The sequence below is a fragment of the Chryseobacterium sp. 2P genome, from assembly GCF_059579425.1.
The window spans coordinates 3,791,884-3,816,216 of sequence record NZ_CM184194.1; the positions used below are offsets into that span (position 1 = coordinate 3,791,884).

At 34.2% G+C, this 24,333-nt stretch carries 16 protein-coding genes; 8 read left to right on the forward strand and 8 right to left on the reverse strand.

All coding sequences use genetic code 11. The features are described 5' to 3' along the window. Nucleotides 1-82: 82 nt before the first annotated feature. From AC52CF_RS17210 to AC52CF_RS17220, 3 genes are all read right to left on the reverse strand, one after another. Nucleotides 83-7,234 carry a beta strand repeat-containing protein gene (locus AC52CF_RS17210; RefSeq protein WP_496517473.1) on the reverse strand — a complete coding sequence of 2,384 codons (7,152 nt, stop codon included), beginning with the start codon at nucleotides 7,232-7,234 and terminating at the stop codon, nucleotides 83-85. Nucleotides 7,235-7,254: 20 nt separating this feature from the next. Then, on the reverse strand, nucleotides 7,255-7,974 hold the full coding sequence (locus AC52CF_RS17215) for a phage tail-like protein (protein ID WP_496517474.1): 720 nt from the start codon (nucleotides 7,972-7,974) through the stop codon (nucleotides 7,255-7,257). Nucleotides 7,975-8,659: 685 nt separating this feature from the next. Continuing rightward, nucleotides 8,660-10,117 (reverse strand): helix-turn-helix transcriptional regulator, encoded by a 1,458-nt coding sequence (locus tag AC52CF_RS17220; protein WP_496517475.1) that lies wholly within the window; start codon nucleotides 10,115-10,117, stop codon nucleotides 8,660-8,662. Between the two features lie 685 nt (nucleotides 10,118-10,802). On the opposite strand from AC52CF_RS17220, the gene AC52CF_RS17225 reads away from it, so the two are divergent. From AC52CF_RS17225 to AC52CF_RS17260, 8 genes are all read left to right on the forward strand, one after another. After that, a complete protein-coding gene (locus tag AC52CF_RS17225) occupies nucleotides 10,803-11,282 on the forward strand; it encodes a DUF2231 domain-containing protein (RefSeq protein WP_496517476.1) in 480 nt (159 codons plus the stop codon). Nucleotides 11,283-11,294: 12 nt separating this feature from the next. Continuing rightward, entirely contained in the window at nucleotides 11,295-11,972 is a 678-nt protein-coding gene (locus AC52CF_RS17230) for a response regulator transcription factor (RefSeq protein WP_496517477.1), read from the forward strand. Continuing rightward, nucleotides 11,969-13,345: a sensor histidine kinase gene (locus AC52CF_RS17235; protein WP_496517478.1), complete on the forward strand. Its 1,377-nt coding sequence runs from the start codon at nucleotides 11,969-11,971 to the stop codon at nucleotides 13,343-13,345. The genes AC52CF_RS17230 and AC52CF_RS17235 overlap by 4 nt, the downstream gene beginning before the upstream one ends. Before the next feature lie 94 nt (nucleotides 13,346-13,439). Next, complete coding sequence (locus AC52CF_RS17240; RefSeq protein WP_496517479.1) at nucleotides 13,440-13,703, forward strand: hypothetical protein; 264 nt, start codon at nucleotides 13,440-13,442, stop codon at nucleotides 13,701-13,703. Nucleotides 13,704-13,726: 23 nt separating this feature from the next. Next, nucleotides 13,727-14,491 (forward strand): rubrerythrin family protein, encoded by a 765-nt coding sequence (locus AC52CF_RS17245; protein WP_496517480.1) that lies wholly within the window; start codon nucleotides 13,727-13,729, stop codon nucleotides 14,489-14,491. A 12-nt stretch (nucleotides 14,492-14,503) separates the two neighbouring features. Then, the gene (locus AC52CF_RS17250) at nucleotides 14,504-15,016 is read left to right on the forward strand and encodes a DUF2231 domain-containing protein (protein ID WP_496517481.1); all 513 of its coding nucleotides are present in this window, start codon (nucleotides 14,504-14,506) and stop codon (nucleotides 15,014-15,016) included. A 93-nt stretch (nucleotides 15,017-15,109) separates the two neighbouring features. Next, the gene (locus AC52CF_RS17255) at nucleotides 15,110-15,811 is read left to right on the forward strand and encodes a VIT1/CCC1 transporter family protein (protein WP_496517482.1); all 702 of its coding nucleotides are present in this window, start codon (nucleotides 15,110-15,112) and stop codon (nucleotides 15,809-15,811) included. 37 nt (nucleotides 15,812-15,848) lie between these two features. After that, complete coding sequence (locus AC52CF_RS17260) at nucleotides 15,849-16,748, forward strand: bestrophin family protein (RefSeq protein WP_496517483.1); 900 nt, start codon at nucleotides 15,849-15,851, stop codon at nucleotides 16,746-16,748. A gap of 660 nt (nucleotides 16,749-17,408) precedes the next feature. Here the strand turns inward: AC52CF_RS17260 and AC52CF_RS17265 are convergent. From AC52CF_RS17265 to AC52CF_RS17285, 5 genes are all read right to left on the reverse strand, one after another. Further along, entirely contained in the window at nucleotides 17,409-17,771 is a 363-nt protein-coding gene (locus AC52CF_RS17265) for a helix-turn-helix domain-containing protein (RefSeq protein ID WP_375181388.1), read from the reverse strand. After that, the gene (locus AC52CF_RS17270) at nucleotides 17,747-18,181 is read right to left on the reverse strand and encodes a helix-turn-helix domain-containing protein (RefSeq protein WP_235132808.1); all 435 of its coding nucleotides are present in this window, start codon (nucleotides 18,179-18,181) and stop codon (nucleotides 17,747-17,749) included. The genes AC52CF_RS17265 and AC52CF_RS17270 overlap by 25 nt, the downstream gene beginning before the upstream one ends. A gap of 70 nt (nucleotides 18,182-18,251) precedes the next feature. Next, entirely contained in the window at nucleotides 18,252-22,352 is a 4,101-nt protein-coding gene (locus tag AC52CF_RS17275) for a lectin-like domain-containing protein (protein WP_496517484.1), read from the reverse strand. Nucleotides 22,353-22,838: 486 nt separating this feature from the next. After that, entirely contained in the window at nucleotides 22,839-23,426 is a 588-nt protein-coding gene (locus tag AC52CF_RS17280; RefSeq protein WP_496517485.1) for a Crp/Fnr family transcriptional regulator, read from the reverse strand. A 252-nt stretch (nucleotides 23,427-23,678) separates the two neighbouring features. Next, entirely contained in the window at nucleotides 23,679-24,269 is a 591-nt protein-coding gene (locus AC52CF_RS17285; protein ID WP_235132811.1) for a phage tail-like protein, read from the reverse strand. Nucleotides 24,270-24,333: the final 64 nt, after the last annotated feature.

Below are 24,333 nucleotides of genomic sequence, written 5' to 3' on the forward strand. Positions count from 1 at the left end.
CTCTGTGTTAAATTAAAGACGGGGATTATTGATATTAAAAACTATGGGATTTGTTGATCAAAGTCCCCGTCATCATATACTTTTATTTTAAAATATTTCTGCTGGTCGCTGGATTCACGGGTACACACGGCAATCCACATACTAATGGTCTGTAAATAAAGGTAAAGTACTTCACCGTATTTGGATCAAACGTTACACCGTTTAGCTCCCAGTTTCCATTCGTTGTATTGAGAGTCATCTGATACTCCTGTTGGTTAGCATTCACTGTAAAATCAGGATTATCATTAACAATCATGTACACAGAAGTATTTGCTGGTACAGCATCTAATTTTGTTGACGCAGAACTAGAACTTCCAGGCACAGACATAAATAAAGCAGGAGCAGTATTAGTGGTCTGTACTTTCCATTGTCTTAAAATTCTTCCTGCACAAGTATTATTCGCTAGTTTTGCCGGAAGACTACTTGTTCCCCACGTCAGACTTCCATTATTATCTCCCATTATTACATATACCTTATCCTGATTATTCCAAGGCGTTGAATCTTGACTGTTTTCAGGTAGAATACTTCCATCTACACTTATCGTGATTAATGAACCTGGCAAGACTGAATTAGATTGATTTTGTGTAAAGCATCCTGCTATATGTCTTGCAACACCAAAAATTCTACTTTTATAAATTTCAGTTGGTTTATTAAGATATACAGTACTATTATCTGCTCCGATATAATCTTCTATTAGAGTTTGTCCGTATTTTATTGCAAGATAAGTTCTTACTTTTGTACGCTCAAAAGAAGTTAACTGCCTGTTAAAGCTTAATGCTTCCAGAAAGTCATTATTTCCATAGGTTAGCGTTGAGCCAGAAAAACTGGCACCTATACGTAGTCCTAAAGTTGTACTTGAAACTAAATTCCCAGCATTATTAGGAAGACTGACATTATCCCAACCGTCTCTTCCTGCTACAAACTCTGCAGTACTAAAATGCATATTCATAATGTTTGCTACATTAGCAAATGGACCGATAGTTGCATTTGAAGGATAATTCACTAAAGTTCCACTATTTAGTTCAGCGGCCGGAGTTCCAGCAGTTGACAACTGTAAAGTATTATGACTAGCTCTGGTAAGACCAAACAGACGAGCTGAGTTTGTTCCAAGCATAGCCCCATACAGCGTTCCTTGATCTGCGGCAGTAATAGCTGTTTCGCTTAATCCTGCTTTTTCAAAAGCTGCGTTACCTCTAAGTTCCAAATAACGATTAAAATTGGTAGCACTACTTGCCGCAATAATATTTCTTGTTCCGGTTCCTATAGGAGAAAGATCATAATTAGAAGTTTGATCATTCATCAATGCTAATGCTCCTACTGGCTTATCATTGGTTTTATACCAAGAAGTTAAACCATTGGTAATACCAGCTGGCGCTAAACAAGTTGTATTCGTTGCAAAAGTATAGTACTGACCATCTGTAAAGTTATAATTTGCAGACCAGTTGGTACCATTAAGCGTCATTTCTACTGCTGCAACCGGCGTAGTAAAGCTACTGGTATTTGATACTAATAAATAAACTGTTTGTTGTTCTGTAGGAAGTTTTGCAGATAAACTGCTGCTGTTATCTGGCACTTCCAGATAAACCGTTTCTACTGTACCAACTTCTTTAACTCTCCACTTACGCCCTAACCTTACCATATTTGTTGTGTTATAAACAATAGCATCATCATCCGTCCAAGCTAAAGTTCCATTATCATCTCCGAATACAAGGAACGATTTGTCTGTTTTAAAATCAACAGGATTTTCTCTGTTTGAAGATGCAAGCCCAGTTGGATCATTGGAAATTTTCACCAATCCTCCTGTAGTCTGCTGGGTAAAGGATTGTTTCTGATCAAGACCTGAACAGTCATCCATTCCAATTCCTGTAATTCTGTTCCAAAAACCAGTATGATCGTAAATAACAGTACCATTTGAGGCAATATAACTTCCTCCAATAGAAGCATTATCTAGTGTAAATCCATATTTTATTGCCATATAGCTATGGATTCTCTTAATATCATAGTTGTTGCTACTCTTATCATCACTATAAACAACAAACTCTCCGAGATAAAATTTCGCTCCCGCAGTATAAGCAGGAACAGGACCATTATTACCGATGTAAAATGATGCAGAAATATTACTTGTAGCTGTAGCAGAACTAGTTCCACTAATAACATTCTTCATATTACTCAGTAATTTAACTCCTCCAGAAGCCCCATTTGCTGTTACCGTATAAGTGTATATTTCTGGATTCGTTAAAGTTGGGATCCTCTGATATCCAGTCATCTCACTTGGCTGGCTCTCCCAAAAAGCTTGAGGCCTTTCCATTGCTGTTTTTTTAGAAACTCCTGGAATACCTGTCCACCAAAAAACATTCGCAGGACCAAAATCAGCATCTGTTCCCAGATTTAACCCTGCAAAAACACTGGTCATTGAGCTAAGTGCTCTATAATCAGTAGTATTAACTAATGATGACGAAACTAATGCTGATTGCCCACTACCTGGGAAATAAATACCCGAGTTATAATTAAAAGATGATTTATAATATGTTGGCTGGTAAGCAGCATTACTTTGCTCTACTTTAGTAAAAGTAGCTCCAAACTTGATATTATTCATACTTGCTACTTTATCTCCATCATTTGTGGCATAAGTAGTTTGAGCAATATCAGAAAATGAATCATAATCTGAATTAAACCATACCGTCATATTGGTATTTACTCCCCCTGGAGCTGCTTCTATATAAGCCAAGGTAAAATATTGTCCACTAGATAGCGTAACATTATCAAAATAAGCTTTGCCATTTAATACTTTGGAATATTTTATTACAGTTGCACTTGTGTAATCTCCCGGAGTATTGCTAATAAGTAGAATAGGCTTGTATGTGGTAGCATTGATAGAGAAAAACCCTTTCTTTCCAATTTCCATACTTACCGCTCCTATTGTACCTGTAGATTGTACTTGCCATTCTCTGGTAAGTCTGTTATAGCAAGAACTTAGTCCTGAAGGTAAGTTAGTATTAGTTTTACCGCTTATGGCATTACCATTATGAGCAAACGTCATAAAAGTCCTATCAGCAGAGATAGAATTGGTATTTTCATTATTACTGATAGCTAAACCGCCAGAACCTATTCCCATTGCAACAATATCTGCACCATCTGTACTTGTACTTTGTTTCTGATATAAAGCACTACAATCATCTCTACCAATGCCTGTAATATCATTTTTATAAATTCCTCCGGTAGCGGCATTCCATACGATACTGCCATCACTGGCTATATAATTGGTTGCTACAGCCTGATCTAATGTAACCCCGTCTTTTATTGCCATATAACTCTCTACTTTCTGACGTTCCAGAGTAGTTAGTGCTCTATTATATACAATGATATTTGTATAATTTTCTGCTAAAGATGCTGAAAAATTCCCCCAAACACCACCTGATGAAGCACTGGTATGGCGTGACCCCCCGATGTTAATCTCGTTAATATTAAATGTCTGACCTGTATAAGAGCCTGAACGCGTAATTCCTGAAGCATTACTACCGTTAGCCCACTCATTATTTAAATTACTATTAGCTCCATACACCATAGAAGTAAGCACTGCCTGCCCCTGATAAGTAGTACCAGGCATAGTTAAGCTTGTTTGCGTATTATATCTGTTTATTGTAAAAGATCCTGTTGTTGAAGCATTCTTAACAAATAATGGTGCTGATCCAGGATCTTGCCAGTCTGCCCAAACGATTGGACGAGTTAATACCAATCTTCTATGCCAATCATCCGCAGAATTATCCATATTTACTCCCATAAAGGCAGTCATATCAGTGGAGCTATAAGCGGTTTGTGCACTAAAATCCTGCCATATTGCAGCATTACTGATAACCCACGCAGGATTATAGTTTACTTTATTGTCTGAATATTTTACTGTTCCTCCATTACTGTAAGATGTCTTGATATCTGCATATCCTGGGTTTGCAACATTTCTCCAGGCACCAAAACCACTGCCATTGGTTGCCAATGTTGTCATCGCTGCATCGCTATATGCCCCGTTCGATGGATCATACCAAAAACTTAATCCATTAGATACACCTCCCGGATATCCAGCCGTAAATACCAAAGTAAATGTAGCTCCGTCCGGAATGGTAACATTGTTAAAGGTTACCTTCCCACTATTTACCGTTGTCGGGGTAATCAGTGTAACAATACCTGTACTGAAGTTCCCGTCACCATCTGCATCAATAGCCAATTGTATATTCCCCCAATTGCCCTGAATAGGGAAAGAAGAATTTCCAAAAACAAGCTGAACACCTGTTACATTCCCAGTATTGGCAGCTTTCCAAGTTCGTGTATATCTGGATGGATTACAAGATATTGCAGTATAAGCTGATGGTATATTAGTGTTTGACGCAGCAAGAGTTCCTCCGTCATTTGCCACCATAAAAAACTGATTATTTACTGAAAAGCTAGAACTATTAGCCTGATTAGTAGATGCCAAAGTACCTAATGCAATGGTAAGATTATTGGTAGAGGACTCTACCCAAGCAGTGGATTGCTTTTGTATTAAACCACTACAGTCATCTCTTCCTATACCGAAAATATCGTTCTTATAAGTAGTATTGGTTGGCCAAATTATAGTTCCGTTAGAAGATAAATAGTTAGAGCTTCCATTATCCAGAGGAATACTATACTTTACTGATAAGTAGGTATTAATTTTTTGGATATCTATTGCCGAAAGAGCTGTATTATAAACAATAAGTTCCGGAGACTGAAAAGTGTTCCAGTTACCATTGCCATCTGTTGACATTACATCTGTACCAATCCTAAACTTACTGCCGTCTAATGTAAGCCCAGCGGAGGTTGGTGTCGTTAAGCTAATTGTTCCGTTGGTTCTTAAAAGTGCCTGAGTACCATTAGCGGAATTACTGTAAAAGGCTAATTTTCCAAGGTTTATAGTGCTTGATCCAGCAGGAGTTCCTGTTCCGAAAACAGCATAATTTGCCGAGCCTAAAGTCGTAGAATTATTTTCCCAACGATGCCCGGCAGCTATATCTGCTGCTCCGAGCGTAATAATCTCATCCCACTGTAATCCTGAAACTCCTAGTGCTTTTAATACATAGAATTCAGCATAAGTATTAGATCCATTCATTCCTAACGCATTTGTACTGGATAAAAACTGGTTATCTGCTCCCGTAAACAAAATTGCAGGATTATAGTTGAAAATATTATTTTGTTTTATAACATTTGAACTAGCTGTTCTTGTCAGGTGGTTCAGGTTAGAACTATAGTCATTCCATTGAGCCACGTTTCCTGCTGCCAGGCTAGGGTCATCAGCTTTAGACCAAAGTTTTAGACCATTAGAAACTCCACCAGGCGCAATAGTCGTCCAGGCAAAAGTAATAACATTTCCTGTTGCTAAAGAGATATTATCAAAAGTAGCAATCCCATTAGAATAAGAAGAAGCAGGATAAGAAGCGGGCGTTCCCGTTGTAAAATCCCCATCTCCATCAGTATCTACCAATAAAGTTATTCCAGAAGCACTTGCCGGAAAGTTAAATATTGAATTGCCAGCCTGTAATGTAACGGCTCCCGGAGTACCTGTTATCTGTACCTTCCATTCTCTTCCGTATCTATTCACACTACATCCTGCACCTGAAGAAAAAGCTGTGGGAATTTCTGTTGTCTGAGAAGAGAGAGCACCATTATTATCTCCTAATAAAAGATAGGATCCCTCCGTAAGAACACCTGTATTAGCAGAGTTAGATACAGCAATACTTCCTTTAGATACCGTTAAAAAATTATATCCAACTCCTGTTGATGCCATCTGGCTCTGACTCTGTCTTTGATTTAAGCCTTCTGCCAACAGCTCTCTTCCTATACCAAAGATACGATTTATGTATCCTGTATTGGTCGTCAGACCAAATACCGTATTACCTGATGTATCAATATAATCATGCCCTAAAGTTATACCATACTTAACAGCTAAATATGTATTAACTTTTCTTTCTTGGAGCTGGCTCAATGCAAAAGGGTAATAAATTGCCTCTGGCATCAGAGCATTATTCATTTCTGAAATGTACAGCCCTCCCGCCTCATAATCCACCGCAGAATACAAAGAAGATGTATTTCCTGTATTTCCATTAGACCGCAAAGAAAGAGGATTAGTATTACTTGGTGCAACTGCACCTATTACCTGATCTAAAAAACCACCTAATAATTTAGGCTCATTAGCTGTATAAGCAGAAGCATTATAGACTCCACTGCCACTTACCGCAAACTGGTTACCAGTACCATCACTCTTCCAAAAGCCTATTCTTTGACTACTTGAATTATCTCCATGAAAAAACATCCAGGCAGAAGCTTGACCAACATTGGAAAGATAATTATTCACCATAAACATGGTTTTGGTAGCCCCTCGTAAACTTAGTCCCTTTATTGTTGCTCCAGAATTAAAACCATCATCTCCATCAAACTGAACCCCTGAATTAAAATTTACAAGATTTGAATTATTGTTTCTGGCTGCACCACCAGTTCCTGAATAATTTAAGTTTCCATTCCCTGAGTAATCTGGAGCCTTATTGATAAATGAGTTTACTTTATCAGAACCCGCGCTATAATAGTTTGTGGTAACACTAAGGTCTGAAGCTTTATACCATGCCGTTAGCTTGGCATTATCATATCTCACAAATCTTCCGTCTACATCCGTAGCCGTAGTAATTCCACTTCCTGAAGGACCATTGGAGATTTGTAAAGAAGTACTTGCAGCACCTCCCCCATTATAACTTTTTACTTTTATCATGTGATCTCCTACAGTTAGATTAACAGCTACCGTCTGAGAACCAACAATACTACCGAACGTAGCCTGAGCCAGCATTATTCCATCTATAAACAACCAAGCCCGGTCATCTACATTCCCTAAAGTAAAGGTATAGGTACCGGCTGTACTGATCTCCAATACTCCGGAATATTCTAAGCCATAATATGTATTGTCTATAGGATAAAACTCGGTATTGGTTATTTTATTGGTATATCCCGTATTAACAGGATTAGCATTGGTTGTTCCTGCTCCAAACTGTGATTCTGCTGTAAAGGTTCCATTATAATAATCTACTTTATATCCTCTTGCTGTTCCCGAAGAAACCCCTCCCGGATACTGTGCCTGAATATTGACCACCGCAAAAAGCAGCAGCAAAGGCAACAGTATAAATTTAAATTTATATCGCATAGTTGGTATTTAAAAGGTTATTATTTAAGTACAAACACTACGTTGATAAAGGAGCAAGCAGAAGCGAAACCTATAATATCATACGTCAGAGTACCTGCGTCATTAATACTCACATTGGCAAAAACCGCAGGATCAAAATAAGTGATATAATAATTCAGCTGATTGGCAGCAAAAACAGGGATTGGTACTCCTGCAGATCCCGGATTTTGTGCTGAAGGAGTAGTGAACTGTGCGGTATATTCACCATACAGGTTTCTGGTAAATGCCGTTCCCAATACAGAAGTATTAATAGAAATACTTGGCATATACATAAACTTGATGGCTGGTTTCATATCCACATTGTAAGGGGTAGATGAAGCTCCTGTTCCCGAGACTGTAAGTCCGGTACCTGTCTGCAAGGAAGTAGACCCTCCTGAACCACTTCCGATTGCTTTCCATACTGTACCATCAAAATAATAATAACCTGTAGAAGATACATTCACCACTTGACCGGAAAGAGTACTGGCAGCAAGAGTTACATATACAATAGCTCCCGTTTGTGCTGTTGTATACGTTTTTGCGGCAAGTTGATCCCCTCTTAGTCTTGGTGCTATCACACCATCAAATTTTGAGGTGTTGCTGGGATCTCCGACAACATCCAATGTGGCCTGAGGGGAACTTGTATTAACCCCTACCTGACTGTAATACAATGCACTAAAAGTAAGTGCAAAGATCATAGAAAGTAATTTTCTTGTAATCATTTTCGTTAAATTTATATGGTTTATATTTGTGTTTATATTTAAAATATTCGTCTGAGTATTGATAAATATATTTCTGATCTTTATCAAAATCCAGGTGAGAGTTTTATACGGCAAGTATAAATAGATCTTAATCGATAGGATTATCTTTTCATTTTTATAGTAAATGAAGGGTACCTGTCTGTCTGTTTTAATAGTTCTTATACTAAATCTTGCTTACCTTTATCATTAATAATTAGAAATCATTTAGTATAATAACGGGAGTAAATTAGGGGTTTATTTAAGGATGAAATGTAAAACATAATTATACTCCCATTTGGAATCAAATTGTTTAAATCTTGATTATATATTTAGCTGTATTAAATTCCTACTTGTGCCGACAGAAAAAACTTTATTCATTTTAGCTAATTGAGAAAGGGAACATGTTTTCATTTTGTAGTAATTTTTAAATTTTTTAGACATATTGAATCCTTCACGATCTTAAAATTTTTTACGCTCAAAATTCATTGCCAAAGAAATCGAAATATGCATATAAAGTACAAAATTCATGAATCTACATGAAACCTACAAAAACATAACAATCTGATAATCAATACAAATATTTTCGTATTTTTGTTCAAGCAATAAGGCCATATTGAGAGTATCAATATGGCTTTTACATAAATTTCAGTGAGGTTTAAATAGAAAATTATTTCATTTCATCTAGGTTCTTCATCCATAGGTATATATCCTGCTCTGGCGGGATATTAAATTTTTTTCTTAATCTGTATCTTCTCATATGAACAGTTTTAAGAGCAACAAAAGTAAAATCAGCAATATCTTTATTTGAAAAATTCAATCTCAGATAACCACAAAACTCCAATTCTGAGTTTTGAATATTGGGATCCAGCTTGATAATTTCTTTACAAAATTTAGGATATACTTCCTGAAAGCGTACCAGAAAATTCGGAGAGTTTTCTTTTGCCAGCGAAACGAGCTCTTCAAATGAGTCATTTACTTTAGACTCTAATTCTGAAATTTCTACCTGTTTTTCAGATAAAAGCCTTTTCTTTTCAAGATTTTTCTTTCTGATGTACTGCCTGATATAATAACCGATAATTGTCGAAATTAAAAGAATCAGAATAATAATCGCCTGTAAATATGTTGAAAAAGTCTTTTTTTTCTTGATCTCAGTATTTTTATTATCTATAATATTTTTTATAAGTCTTGCATTGTTGTTTTTCTTAATGACTGATATTTTGTCTTGAAGATTAGCATATTCTATCAGATTAATATAGTTATCTTTAGTTTTAAGCGTATCTGATATAGCAAGTCTTTGAGTATACGCTTTTTCCATTTCATCAAGACTTTTTACATTTTCAGCATATTGCGTATACATATCATTGTATTCCTTTGATTTTTCAAATAGTCCATTCAGATAGTAAACATTAGCTATTTGCTTGTAAAACCACTTATTGCCATTGACTACCTTTACACCTACAGGCAGATATTCTAATGACTTACTAAAATAATAATCCGAAGAATCTTTTTTTAATTTGAACTTATATAATAGTCCGAGGTTTGCAGCGGATCTTGACAAAAGAATATTGAGACTGTCACTTCTATCGGGAGTTGATATTAACAGTTTATAACTTTTAGAAGTATAATAATTCATGGAATCTGTCCCTGTCGGAGCATGTAATGATGCCAGATTATTATAAGCCACACCTTCCATGTAAATACCTCTATTTTTCGAAATGATCTCGTGAGAACTTGAAATTACATTTTTAAAAGCTCTATTTGCCTCATCACGAAAATTTGACTTAGCACATAACTGCCCAAGAAAATCATAAACCCTGCACCGAAAAATAGGATTGCTTTTTGTATAATTTTCCTGCTCTGCCGATTTTATATATTGAAGACTCTTGTCTGTGTTCAAACTCAGATAATAATAATATGCCTTGTTAAAATAGCCATAAGCCCTCCCTTTAGAATAGTCAACTTCTTCTGAAGCACTTATGATATAATTTAGTTTTTTTAAAGCTTCTTCATTTTTTCCATTCTCAAAAAGAGCAGTAACATCGGTTATCTCTTTATCAATACTTTTTGTAGTCTGTGAAAATAGTAAGCTACTAAAAAAAATAAAAACTAAGTATATTTTTTTCATAGGGACAAGAGAAATCTTAATGAACATCACAAAGTAAAGTTTCACAAAATAATTAATTATAAATAACTCTGACAAATAAATTGTTTTAAATCCATATTTTATTTAAAAAAAATAATAAAATCCAGCAGTTTATTTGATAATTAACATTATCATAATAATGAAATTAAATTTACAGAACCTGATGGGTATCTTATATAAAACGAATAGCAAAGAAAACATAATACAAATATTGAGACATTTTATTAAAGAAAAATATTAGATGGTTTTTATAACAGTCAATTGTATACAGATCCCTTTGGGTATTAATAGAAAGAGATGCTGAAATTGCAAAACTACTAGTTAAAGGTTACGAAAATTCAAGAATTTAATCGCTTATAAATATTCAGAAATCGAAAATCACTACATGCAAAAACGAATGTTTGAAAAACTTTCAGATAGATAATGTTATTTCTTGGGTTGAATTGTATAAAATATATCATTAAGGTAGTGAATCCAATTTGAAAGAGTCATAATATAAGATCTACCCCTATTCCAATCTTCCGATTCATTCCAAAATTAAAATCTCAATAATTACATAAAACATCTCACTGCTATTTTATCGGTATTAAAATATCTTTAGAAAAGCTTAAGAATACATTAAGAAAATTCAAATATTACTTTTATAATCTTTGTGCAAAAATATATTATGATTAGTTCAACACATTTACATGCTATGGTCATCCATTTTCCCATTGCATTACTTTTTATTGGCTTTTTCAGTGATTTAATAGGTATTATCTTTAAGAAAATATTTTTTAGCCATACTGCGTTTTACTTATTAATTTTGGCTACATTTGGTACAATAATTTCTTATTTTTCGGGCGATTCTGCAGGTGAAGGTATGGAAAGCGGAACATTAGGCAAAGCCATTGAAATGCATGCAGATGCAGCACTTTTAACAGTATGGCTTACTATTACTACAGCTATTTTGTATATTCTTGCTGATGTGTTCAGATTTACGAACAAATGGTTGAAAATTATCCGTTTTCTGGTATTTGCCATTTTAATTGGATCTGTTTCTCGTACCGCTTATTTAGGAGGCCAGCTTGTTTATAATCACGGGGCAGGGGTAGAATTGTCATTACCCAATTTTAACGAAAATGAAAGTAATACTAATCCAAAATAATTATTAAAAATTATGAGAATTTTACTAGTGGAAGATGAACCTTCAATTTCTGGTTTTCTAAAAGAGGGATTAGAAGAAGAAGGTTTTGCAGTAGATGTTGCCGATAACGGAAGAACAGGTTTAGAATTAGCCCTAGATTTGGTTAATGAATATGATATTCTGTTGCTGGATTGGATGCTTCCCGGTGTAAGTGGAATAGAAATTTGCAGAAATGTTAGAAAAGTGAATAAGCGGCTACCCATTATTTTTTTAACTGCCAAAGATACTGTAGATGATACCGTTTTTGCTTTAGAGACAGGTGCCAATGATTATTTAAAAAAACCTTTTGCTTTTGAAGAGTTACTTGCAAGAATAAGGGTATTGATGCGAAATAATACAGGTGAACAATCCCAATTTATATTTCAAGACATTGTAATGGATATTGACGCACATCAAGTAACTAAAGATGGAAAACAAGTTTTTCTTACTCAAAAAGAATTCGGATTATTAGAATTATTACTTCGTAGTAAAGGAAAAGTTTGTCGCCGTACTAGAATTATGGAAAAAATATGGGACATTCATTTTGATAAAGATACTGCAGTTATCGACGTTTTCATCAATGGATTACGAAAAAAATTAGATACAGAAGGTAACGCATCTATTATTCAAACCATTAGAGGGGTTGGATATAGAATTAATGACAAAGAATGAGGTTAAGTTTCAAAAAAAGAATAGCGACTTATAATCTGATCGCAATTGCTGTTTTAACCGCGATTGCTTTTATCGTTATTTATGGCGTAGTTTATTATACCTCTTATAAACATTTGGATGAGGACATTATTACAGAAAAAAAAGAAGTTTTTGCTAATTTAGATGAGCATGATGACCAAATCATCATAAATAAAATGCCAGAATGGGAAGAAGCAGAGCATAGTCAAATAGAAGTAAACCCTACATTTATACAAATCGTGGATTTTAATGGGAACACTATTTTTAAATCTGTCAATTTACAAGGCAGTCACTTTCTTTTTAATCCCAAAAATAAATCAACGGTTTTTTATAATGCAACGATTAATAATCAAAAAATAAGGCAAGGTCAATTTCCTGTATTTAATAATAATCATAAAATAATAGGACAATTAACAATTGGCGTTTCGCAGCAAGAATCTTACAATGTTTTACATAACTTGTTGATTGTTTTGATTTTTACGTATTGTGCTGTTCTATTCATTTTATATTTTATTATGTCTTTTGTGGTTTCTAAAGCGATTGCACCCATTCATCAGTTAATTCATTCAGCATCACAAATCAATTATGCTAACATCAATTCACGATTGCCATTACCTGAAAATCAAGATGAAATACACCAGTTGGCAACCACGATAAATCAACTTTTGAACAGGTTAGAAAATAGTTTTTACCAGCAAAAACAATTTACATCAGATGCTTCTCACGAGATGCAAACACCTTTGGCCGCCATAAAAGGAATTATAGAAGTACTTCTAAGAAAACCCCGAACTGCCGAACAATATGAAGTAAAAATGCAAGAAGTACTGCATCAAACCAATAGGTTATCACAATTACACAATCAATTGTTGCAACTTGCTCGTTTAGAATCCAGCGTTCTTATTGCGAATAAAGAACCAGTAATTCTCTATACAGCCATTGGAAAAAGCATCAAAAATAACGAATCACTCCTCACAAAAAATACCATACATATCCATAATAATATTCCGCAAGAAGCTATCGTTTCTGCAGACATTCTTTTATTAGAAATGATTCTTGATAACCTTATTTCTAATGCCATAAAATATAACAAAACACATGGGAATATTTACATTTCCTGGAATTCTTCTGATCAAATTTTGTGCGTAGAAGATGATGGTATTGGAATAGAAGCGGATAAACTACCCTTACTATTCAATAGATTTTATAGAGTTGATGACTCCAGAAATTCTCAAATATCTGGAAACGGAATAGGTCTTTCCATTGTAAAAAGATTGTGTGAAGTACAAAACATCATACTTACCGTAAACAGCGTCAAAGATCAGGGCACCTCATTCTGTTTACAATTTATTTCCTAAAAAACTTTAGTTGATTTTAAGAATTCACTTAGAAAAGTAAAAGATAGCCAGTGTTACCTTTGCTTTATAAATAATCTTAAAAATCAATTAAATTATGAAAACGCAAACAATCACCCTTTCATTACTTCTTGTAATATTAAGTTTTACTTCTTGTAAAAAAAATGAAAAATCAATGTCAGAAGCATCTATTAAAAAAGTAGATACAACTAAGCAGTACCAAAATACAAAAACTACAACTTCTGAGAATGAAGGGAACGAAACTTATGAAAAAAAAGAAACTGGTGAAGCCAACGAAAGAAAAGAAAATAGTGAAGCAGGTGAAAAAAATGAAGCTAATGAAAGAAATGAGAACAAGTAACTTATCAATAAAATAAAAAGAATATGAAACCTATTATTTTCAAAACTCAAAAAGGCAGATCTATTATTATAAATAATAAATTTGCTATCCTAGCAAGTCTTGTTCTAGTTGCATCTCTTTTTTTGAATTCTTGTAAAAAATTAAATGAGAATAGCAACGAAATGAAACCTCCAACTGAAGCAGGTATCACAAATAAAGAATCTTCAGAGCAAAAAGCAATTTCTGTAGAACAAGCAAAGGTAAAAACAGTCGCCAATATGCAAGACGCATTTAATGGTGAATCAAATGCAACCGCTCGATATGCTGTTTTTTCTAAAAAAGCGGAAGAAGAAGGTTTTAAAGAAATTGCATTACTATTTAAAGCAGCATCTTTGGCTGAAAAAATACACGCTAACAATCACAAAGCGGTATTAGAAGAAATGGGAGTTGTTGTAAAACCGGCAATTATTGATGTAAAGGTACAGTCAACCAAAGAAAACTTAGAATTTGCTATAAAAGGAGAAGCCTATGAAGCAGCGACGATGTACCCCACATTTCTTAAAGAAGCAAATGCCGCAGGAAATCAATTGGCTTTAATTAGCTTGAATTATGCTTATAAAACCGAGAAAAAACATAAAGAACTTTATGTACTTGCATTGGCAGCATTAAACAGCAATAAAGTAAACACTTTGGCTTCTACTTATTTTGTTTGCCCTACTTGTGGCAATACCTATGAAACAACAGCACCAAAACGTTGTGGGATTTCTATGACAAGTGGTGAAAAATTTATTAGAATCAATTCACTTTAAAATGTAGAAATAATGGATCAAGCGCACATACATTTGCTCATTACTCATCTGCCTATATTTGGTTCGCTTTTGGGAACTTTAGTTTTAGGATACGGTATTGGAAAAAAAAGCAATACAACGAAAACGGCAGCACATTACATCTTTATCATTTCCGCTTTAGGTGCTTCCATTGCCTATACAACAGGAGAAGGTGCCGAAGAAACGGTAGAAAATATTCAAGGTGTTTCAGAAAATATAATAGAACAGCACGCAGATTTTGCAGCGTATGCACTTGTTGCATTAATCGCTGTAGGAATTGTATCGCTACTTACCATTTATCTGGAATTCATTAAAAATAAATTAGCAAAATCATTAACATTGGCTACGCTTTTTTTAGCAGTAATCAGTTCTGCTTTAGTGGCTAAAACTGGTTATCTAGGAGGTCAAATAAGACATACTGAAATTTCATCAAGTACTACTATCCAAAATGAGAATGAAAAAAACAATGAGCAGGGCGAAAAGCAAGATGATGACGATGATGATTAAATTTTTTCTTTTTATTAAATTTATCAATATTATCCTACGTCTTCATTATTGTAGCTATATTTACCACTACGATAATCTTAAAAATCATAAACCATGGTAACAATCGAGAATTATTTAGATAATCATTACATCCACCGAAGCAATTGGCTGCGAGCAGCAGTTTTGGGAGCAAATGACGGAATTATTTCTATTTCCAGCCTTGCAATAGGAGTTGCAGCAGCAAGTTCTACAAGAGAGCCAATAATTTTAGCTACCGTTGCTGGTTTGGTTGCAGGAGCTTTGTCTATGGCAGCAGGAGAATACGTTTCGGTAAGTTCACAAACCGACACCGAAAAAGCCGATATTGAAAGAGAAATTATAGAGCTAAAAGAAATGCCTGAAGATGAATTGCAAATATTAGCTCAAATTTATGAAAAACGAGGTCTTAAAAAAGAAACCGCATTGCAAGTGGCAATAGAACTTACAGAAAAAGATGCATTAGCAGCACATATTAGAGATGAATTGGGAATTAATGAAATCAGCCAAGCAAACCCTATTCAAGCAGCATTAGCATCGGGAGCTGCCTTTACAGTAGGAGGTATTTTGCCTCTTCTGACCATACTTTTAGCTCCTGTAAAAGGAATGGAATATTGGCTGTATGGCTCTACCATAATTTTCCTTATTATTTTAGGCACAATGGCCGCAAAAACAGGTGGTTCCAACATTCCAAAAGCTATTTTAAGAATTACCATTTGGGGAACTATTGCAATGGTTTTATCAGCTTTAGTGGGTTATATTTTTGGTGTTAAAGTATAAAAAATTAATATTCAAGTTTAATTAACAAGATTAAAGAATGATAAAAACTGAAAAGCAAGGTTTATTGCAATTACTGAAAATTTCATCTCCGTTTATTGTAATCACTACAATTTATACAATATTGGTACTTGGACTTGAAGAATATTTTGGTGATCATATTTATAAAATATCAGGACAAATCGGTTCTGTATTTGGGCTTGCAGTTGCTTTTTTCTTGGGTTTTAGAATGAACTCTGCATATGACAGATGGTGGGAAGCAAGAAAAATATTTGGTGAACTTACAAACAATACAAGAAGTTTTGTAACAAAAATATATGCTTACTATGGAAATAAAGAGAATTTCAAGGAATGTAGGGAATCAGATGTAAAAATAGAAGCTCAAAAATTAATAGAGGTGAGTATTTTATACATTCGCCAACTAAAAAATGAAATGCATAACAACTTTAAGCCAAAATTTAATGAAGAAGAAATACAACTATTAAAACGTTTTAAAGTAAATAACAGCAATAAAATTTCAAATGAGATTTTATTAGCACTTACAGTAAGCATTGAAACAGATTTTGCATCAAAAGCTAATTTTGAAAAAAGTGATTTAATGCAGCATATTAATCGTTTCTACGATATTCAAGGTAAAGCAGAAAGAATAAAGAATACTCCTTTTTTAATGATTTACAGTGCTTTTACAAAAATTATTGTGAGTTTCTACGTCATTCTTATTCCATTATTTATTGGCGATATCGATTTGGGTGGAGAAGAAAGCCGTTTTGAGTTATTAGCAATTCCAATTATGGTAATCATTAGTTCTTCTTTTTTAACCATCAATAAATTGGCAAATTTATTCGGAGAGCCATTTTCTGAAAATAAAACATCTGTAACAATTAATGAAATCTGTAAAACTATTGAACAAAATTGTATCGAAGTGAAAAATAAACTATAAATTTGTTTAAGTAAAGTGCTAGAAATCTCTATGGAGTTTTATCTGTGTAGAATCATATTAGGGAAGTTCGGCGTTCCGTAGAAATGCTACCTTTAGAACATTTATCGTATTATAGATATCAATCCTACAGATTGATTGATTAATAGGCTTATTCTTATTTCTACAGAGATTCTGCTCCTAAAGAAGCAAAGCTCTCCTACTTTAAACTACTTCAATTAAATTTATTTCAGATTAAAAAAGGATGGCTATATTAAAAGTTATTCGACAAAAAATAAAATTTTGTGTGTTAAGGACATAAAGATTTCAAACTGAACTTTCAAAAAGCATTCATTAAGTTTGCTCGCCTATATCTCACTTTAGCTAATTTGGCGGATAAAGATCATATTCGAAAAATTATTAAATCCACCCGGAATATTGATTATTTTACATAAATATCAAATTTTCAGGCTTTTACCTATTCTCTATTACTACTCTATTTTTTTACGGAGTAAAGAGAGTGAGCTCCGCATTGAGCCTTACTATAAAAAAGCCATTCCAGGTTGGAATGGCTTAAGGTTTTTATTGCATCAAAATATATATAATTAATTGTTTTTTAAATAATTATTTTTTTTTCAGCCCTTAATAAAAGAGCAAACACTTATCATAAAAATTTAATGACCTTTACTTTTCTGTAAATTTAACATTATCAATAAATCCTAATTTTTTCCATTTTGCAACAGTATTTCTGCTTAGTTTAAAGTGTCTGGCTAATTGTGTATTATTTAGTTCATTTTCTTTCTGATACTTTAGAATGTCTAAAACATCCATCTTTGTATAGGAACGGAATTTCTGATTAAACTTTTCTGAAAATTCGTTCTCGCTTTTAAAGATTATCTTATTCAGTGTCAATATATTTAAAACTGATAATTCCTCCCGATCCAGTAACTTTCTACAGTCTTCCATTTTATGTGGATATTTTGTGTTTATAAGATCTTCGTAAATTTTTTTGTAATCCGGTCTTACTTGCAATATTTGCTTATCCATTTGTACAATGTTGTTTTTGGTATTTTGTATTCCTCTACGATCTGGCTTTTAGTTTTTGTTCCATTCGATATCTGCTCCAAAATAAAGTCTATTATTTCCTTTGTATAAATATTCTTTCTAAACTGAAGAGATTTTGAATTTCTGCTTTTCACCGCACAGTTAAGGCTTTTGAGAGGGGGTGAAAATAATATTAAATGTTGGGTATAAATCCTAAAAAAATCATGCTTCAATAATTTACTCCATCTTAACAATATTTTAGTATCAAGGCTTTCAGAATTATACATTGTAAGTATCTCTTCATAACTGCAACCCAGAAAATTGCAAATACGTAATACTTCAATATCACACTCTTTTACCTTCTCACTAATCAGCCTCCCGATATGAATCTCTTTAAAATTTTCTTTTTCCATACATGCATATATTTATATAAACTCAATGAATTTTATTTCGGAAATTCTGAAATAAAGTTGTGATAAAAGATTATTGCGGACATGTTTGAGTAGTTATGCAGTGCCAAGAGAAAGTGATACCTCCATCGTTTGATGTATACATCTTTAAACAATTATTTGTAGTATCGTAAACCAACATACCTTCAACCGGATTGGTAATCACCAATGTTGTCCCATTATCTGCCACAGGCTGATTACCTGCATTGAATTTCACTCTGTTGATTACAAAACCTTTTGTTTTTGACTCCAAAACAGTCCACGCACTCTGTCTTACCATTGGCCAGTTATCATTATTTCCCGTACCTGCTCTTCCCAAAGATGTGATCCCGTGTTTTGCAGGATAAGTATTGCCTGAATTTATAATTCCCGGTTTGTAACAGAAATTATTACATTGAGAATTTACAGCAGCGTTCTGGGAATCTCCAACAGTCTGACCACTTGCACTTACGATAGTAGGTATCCCATTAGCATCTACACAAGAACTACCCGCGCAAAGATTTTGATTAGCTGCAGCCGAACCAGTGCCCACGCTTAAAACGCCTCCTGCGTTTACCAGTTGAGATGTTGTAATATTAGCTCCTCCTTCTATCGCATCAAGGCAACCATCATTATCACTGTCTAAATCTAACTGATTAGGAATTCCGTCGCCATCTATATCACAATCTATCTGTATTCTTGGTCTTATGGTTTCACTTAAAGCTCCACCATTAAGAGCCAATACAGTATAACCCATTTTCACAATACGTTTTGTTCTATCTACGCCTAACAAAGTTAGATCCGCTGAAGCCTGAACTCCTATTGTCTCAATAGAAGTTGCTCCATTTGTGGAGGAAAGAAAAATTCCATTCGCTGGTGAAATATTAGCTAAACTTAGATTTAAATTACTTAATCTGGTACCATCTTCATAAACAATAAAGAAGTGCCCGAATTTAGACGATGCATCCATACCATTTAAAATAAAATCTACTCCGTCTGTCGCTAAATATACAGGATTGCTAAAATTAATAGACATTTCTTTACCTATAGCTGCAGCCGCATTGCCCATATGCCAACCTATAAAATAATCTGTAACAGCAGGTGTTATTGTTGCCGTTGTAGGAACCACATTAGCACTATTTACAGTAGTAACTGTAGATGCTTGACCACCAAAAAAATCTGTTGAGATAGCTGATTTACAAATTTCTGCGGTATCCAAAATCCCGTCATTATCATCATCCAGATCCTGCCAATCCGGAATACCATCACCATCAGAATCTAAACACTGACTATAGTTGGTTGCAATTTTTGAACCTCCCACACCTTGTCCAGTTCCTGCAATAGTTGGAACTCCCATTGTAGTTGGCGTATTTCCAACAGTATTTCCTAAGTTATTTGTTATGGATCCAGCAGTACCATTATAATTAGTTCCCGTGTTTCCTCCAGGCATTGATGAATTTACGAGATTGGATGTTGTAAATGCAGCATCGCCTTCTATGGCATCCGGACAACCGTCTCCGTCTGAATCTAAATCTAAATCATTTGAAATTCCATCTTGATCTGTATCGCAGGTTTTTAATGCAAACAAAGAAAACGCTACAGAATCTCCTGAGCCTATGTTTGTACTATTTATGGTTATACTACTTACCAAAGAGTCACCTTGCCCTTTGAGTAAAATTCTTTGATTATCAGTTCCATCGTGAGTCATCACTCCAGTAACAGGATTAAAATTTAGATAAGGATCAGCTGCTGGTGGACCATAAATAACTTGTGAGGTAAATTTCCCATTAGGATTCGCACCATTTACCTTAAAGCTAATAGAAGAACTTACACTGCCTGCAGGATCTAAATCATTTAAATAGAAAGCTATTTCTTTGGCTTTAACAGGTGTACTAAAGGTATAGGTAAAGTTATTAAAATTGCCAGTCACCACATATCTATTTTCTGCACCACTATTATTTACGTAATAATAATGTTTGCCATCATTAAAAGAATTACTATTGGTTTGAGAAGTAGATGTACCTAAACTTACGGTAAGATTAGAGTTTGTATCTCCTTTCCAAGTGCCATTAGTATTTTGGGCTAAAAATCCTGTACAATTTTCATCAATATCAAGAATTCCATCATTATCAGAATCAAGATCTAACCAATTTGGAACGCCATCATTATCACTATCTAAACAGTTATTTTTACTAATATCCTGTGATTCTCCTATTCCTTGTCCAGCAGTTCCAACTGTTGTCGGAATACCGTTTCCATCAACTGCAATTCCAAAGTTTTGATTAGGACTTTGAGATGAAATATTTCCTGATGCCGTAGTTAATTGGGAATTTGTAAAATTTCCTGCGCCTTCTATAGCATCTGTACAGCCATCTCCGTCACTGTCTAAATCTAAATGATTAGAAATTCCGTCTTGATCAGTATCCAGATATATTGGTAGTGTACATAAACTGTCAAAGCCTACAGAATTATTACTTCCTGCTCCTCCTGTAGAAGCCGTAAAGCCAAAATACGCTGAATTTCCTGCTAAAATAGTTTCAATAGCATTGGCTCCTGTTGCAGGGAAAGTATAATTGGTAACCGCAACTCCATCAAATGTATAAGAAAGATTTCTGGTTACAGAATTCCAATTAATTACCACATCATGCCACAAACCATCATCCACCGTTCCGTCTCCTAACTGTCCATCACCTGCCAATTTTCCTGCATTGATCCAACCAGCAGTAGTTCTGATGCTTCCGTGGTCATAATTTGGATCACAGTTTTCACCATTGTTAGCATCATTTGCACAACTATTTACAAAGGTATCCAATTCTAAAGCAATTCCATTGGCAATTCCTCTTGCGCCAAGACCTTGTCCGTTAGTTCCTGAAGCTAACTGTCCAGCCGGACTATTGTGAAAAACAATAGCAATACCGTCTGCATTTGATAAGAAAGCTTTTGTAGATAGGGTGAAACTTTTGGTAAAATCTACCTTACCATAAGACCAAACCTGTCCATTTTGAGAGCCTCCATTCGTTAATCTATATTGATGTACAGGTCCTGTAGAAGGGCTTGCAATTAAGGTCGCATTATTATTGGCTTTAAAAATTTTATCAACCGTAGTGTTGAGAGCATTTTCTACACAATCCAGAATGCCATCATTATCATCATCAAGGTCTTGCCAGTCCGGAATACCATCTCCATCAGAGTCTTTGCAGTCCTTAATCACATCTAAAGAATCTCCAATACCTTGTCCTCCTGCTCCAACAATTACAGGAATACCATTAGCATCTACCACTGTTCCAAAATTGATATTTGGAGTCTGAGTAGTAAGCGTACCTGATGCAGTGGTTAACTGTGAAGTAGTAAAATTACCTGCTCCTTCTACCGCATCTGAACATCCATCACCATCGCTGTCTAAATCCTGGAAGTTTGGAATTCCGTCACCATCAAAATCCGAACAGGAAATAAGCTGTACAGATTCAATCGATAGATCATCCGCATTGGTAGAGCCTGAAGTAAACCTTATCTGAAACTCTCCACCGGATGGTAAAGATGAAGGTAATGAAATAATTATATTGGCAGGGGTAGAATAAACCCCGGTTGAAGCTATTGACGGCAAAGTACTAATATTGGTAACCGCACCATTATTTCCGGTTACAGTGGGTATGCTTCCTGCGACACCAATTCCCGTATCAATCGTTGCATACACGGTTCCGTTATATAAAATTTCTGTAATTAGTCTTCCTGAAGCAGCTGCATTATTGGTTGTCAGCCATCTAAGGTTATTCAAATTAATGGTGCTCCCGAAAAATACACCTGAAACGGTTTGCCTCACGGTAGTTACTGCATTATCCGCATCAAACTGCAATCCTCTTGCATTTAAAACAAAAGAACCTGTTGTAGTCCAATTTGGAATAGTAGTTCCGGAAGTAGGAAATATTCCGGCTGATATTTTATTTGACGCCTGACACTCATCAGCGTCTAAAATTCCATCGTTATCATCATCTAAATCTAACGAGTTAGTGATTCCGTCTCCATCAATATCAGAACTTTGTGCTGATAATTGCTGAAGGCTAGTGAAAATCATTATCAATACAAATGCTGCTTTTACAAAGTATTGTTGGGCAGAAGATGCATTTTTCATCACAAATTTAATTCTTAATAGTTTCATTTAGTTTATTTTAGATTTTTTAGTTGTGTAAAGTCATTCTGATTTTTAAAAATATCTTTTATAGACTTTCCTGAATTTTCATCTTCTTAATCATTTGCATGTAAGGCATTCCCTGAAAACCGATTATTTATACTAATCATGTTTGAGAAAACTCGCCCAAGCAGGAAGCTTTTGGGAGGGGAATATTCCCCTAATATCTGTTCATTGCGTTTTTATATTTTATTTGTTAGTTTCATTAAGAAACTCATGAAAAAGTATTCTATTAAATATTTTTTAGTCTTGCTTATAACCCTTGTAAGAATAAATTAGAAATATTAAATCAATCCAAAATCATCACATTTATTCAAAATACAATAGTAAAAATATAACAATATCATATTATTCATAATTTAAAACCTTAATTAATATCAATTATATACTTTAATCATTTCCTTTATTAGCAATTGTTAATAAAGCAATAAGCATGAGTTGATAATTATGGTTAAATCACATTTTATTTTCCTTCGAAACAAAGTATCTTTTCTTAAGTCTACTTAATGAGGTGGGATGAATTCCTAAATAAGAAGCAAGATCTTTAGATTTTACACTTAAAATTAACTGAGGATTTTTCTGCAAAATTTCCAAATATTTTTCTTCGGGAGACAGGCTTAAAGATGTGTAAAAATTGCGGTAAATTTCTACTGCTGTTCTTTTCCAGTACATAAGAAGGAGGCTGGCAATATTTGGATATGATATAATTGTTTCTTCTAAATCATCATAATTAAGCAAAAACATATTTGTTTCTTCCAATGTTTCAAAAGTGAGGCTGGAAGTACGGTTAAGCGCTAAAGTATCGATTGATCCATAAATTCCATTGTTCTGAACGAACCAAACTGTTCTGTTATTTTTATTATAAACTCTTATCAATCCTTTTAGGACTATCCCCACCTGTTTTATTTGTTCTCCCCTATGAAGCAAGATTTTATCCTTTGGAATAGTAACAAATTGAACTAACTCCAGAAGTTTATCCCTGTCTCTTGAATCTAAAAAAGAGTTTTGATCGAAATATTTATCTGAAAAATCATTTAATGTCATAGTAATTCTGATATCCGATTCCGGATTAATAATGTATAATTGATGACGATGTTGTTTCGCGGCTGGTATTTATAAATTGTATTTTATTGTAAGTTATCATCTTGTATGCCTTAGCTTTACTTAAAAATAATTGACATCTTATTTGAAATGTTATTATTTCTTAAAAAGCCTTCAGCCAAAAAAAAGAAACCGGAAAGATCTCTAAAAAACACACTTAGCTTTTTTAGACTGAAGGCATATGTTAACTCAATTTTAAGGTTTCCAAAATGACCAGTTTGTACCATTAAAAACCGCTAATTGTCTGTTGGTGGTATCATATACCATCATACCGGCAGCAGGATTTTTTATGTTAAGATGTGGTAAAGCTACTTTTGGTAATATCATCGCCTTATCTGTATCTGTAAGAACCAAAATTCCCGGAGTTGTATCTGCCTGTACAATTCCGTTTGTACCAATTGCCACTTTTGCAGTCAAAAGTTCAACTTTAGAATCTTGCAAAGCTGTATCTGCCATTCCATTAGTATCCACAGACAGATCAAACCATGTTCCTGCTTTTTTGTACTTTACTTTATGATCGGAAATATCATAAACAATGGTTCCGTCTACTACCGGATAAGATCCTGTATATCCTGTAATAAATGGTAAAGAATTGCTCGTTCCTGTAACCCAAGGAAGTACAATACCTTTTTTTTCGGTTGTATCAGGTCCAAATTCTAAAGAGATTCCGGGATTAGAGGTTACGTTATCTGAAAGTTTTGTTATTGCTGATTTCCCAATTGCTACCTGCGAAAATGTAGAAATAGACAGTGTAACCAATAATAAAATAAATACTTTTTTTTTCATAACTGTAATTTTAATTTGTTTGATATTTGATTTATTCTTTTAAGAGTTTATAAAGCAGCAAAAA

Coding starts and splice junctions, on each gene's coding strand:
- AC52CF_RS17285 (WP_235132811.1), bottom strand. CDS start 24,269: ATGAAAAAAAAAGTATTTATTTTATTATTGGTTACACTGTCTATTTCT.
- AC52CF_RS17225 (WP_496517476.1), top strand. CDS start 10,803: ATGATTAGTTCAACACATTTACATGCTATGGTCATCCATTTTCCCATT.
- AC52CF_RS17255 (WP_496517482.1), top strand. CDS start 15,110: ATGGTAACAATCGAGAATTATTTAGATAATCATTACATCCACCGAAGC.
- AC52CF_RS17275 (WP_496517484.1), bottom strand. CDS start 22,352: ATGAAACTATTAAGAATTAAATTTGTGATGAAAAATGCATCTTCTGCC.
- AC52CF_RS17245 (WP_496517480.1), top strand. CDS start 13,727: ATGAAACCTATTATTTTCAAAACTCAAAAAGGCAGATCTATTATTATA.
- AC52CF_RS17250 (WP_496517481.1), top strand. CDS start 14,504: ATGGATCAAGCGCACATACATTTGCTCATTACTCATCTGCCTATATTT.
- AC52CF_RS17265 (WP_375181388.1), bottom strand. CDS start 17,771: ATGGATAAGCAAATATTGCAAGTAAGACCGGATTACAAAAAAATTTAC.
- AC52CF_RS17280 (WP_496517485.1), bottom strand. CDS start 23,426: ATGACATTAAATGATTTTTCAGATAAATATTTCGATCAAAACTCTTTT.
- AC52CF_RS17210 (WP_496517473.1), bottom strand. CDS start 7,234: ATGCGATATAAATTTAAATTTATACTGTTGCCTTTGCTGCTGCTTTTT.
- AC52CF_RS17215 (WP_496517474.1), bottom strand. CDS start 7,974: ATGATTACAAGAAAATTACTTTCTATGATCTTTGCACTTACTTTTAGT.
- AC52CF_RS17220 (WP_496517475.1), bottom strand. CDS start 10,117: ATGAAAAAAATATACTTAGTTTTTATTTTTTTTAGTAGCTTACTATTT.
- AC52CF_RS17260 (WP_496517483.1), top strand. CDS start 15,849: ATGATAAAAACTGAAAAGCAAGGTTTATTGCAATTACTGAAAATTTCA.
- AC52CF_RS17270 (WP_235132808.1), bottom strand. CDS start 18,181: ATGGAAAAAGAAAATTTTAAAGAGATTCATATCGGGAGGCTGATTAGT.
- AC52CF_RS17230 (WP_496517477.1), top strand. CDS start 11,295: ATGAGAATTTTACTAGTGGAAGATGAACCTTCAATTTCTGGTTTTCTA.
- AC52CF_RS17240 (WP_496517479.1), top strand. CDS start 13,440: ATGAAAACGCAAACAATCACCCTTTCATTACTTCTTGTAATATTAAGT.
- AC52CF_RS17235 (WP_496517478.1), top strand. CDS start 11,969: ATGAGGTTAAGTTTCAAAAAAAGAATAGCGACTTATAATCTGATCGCA.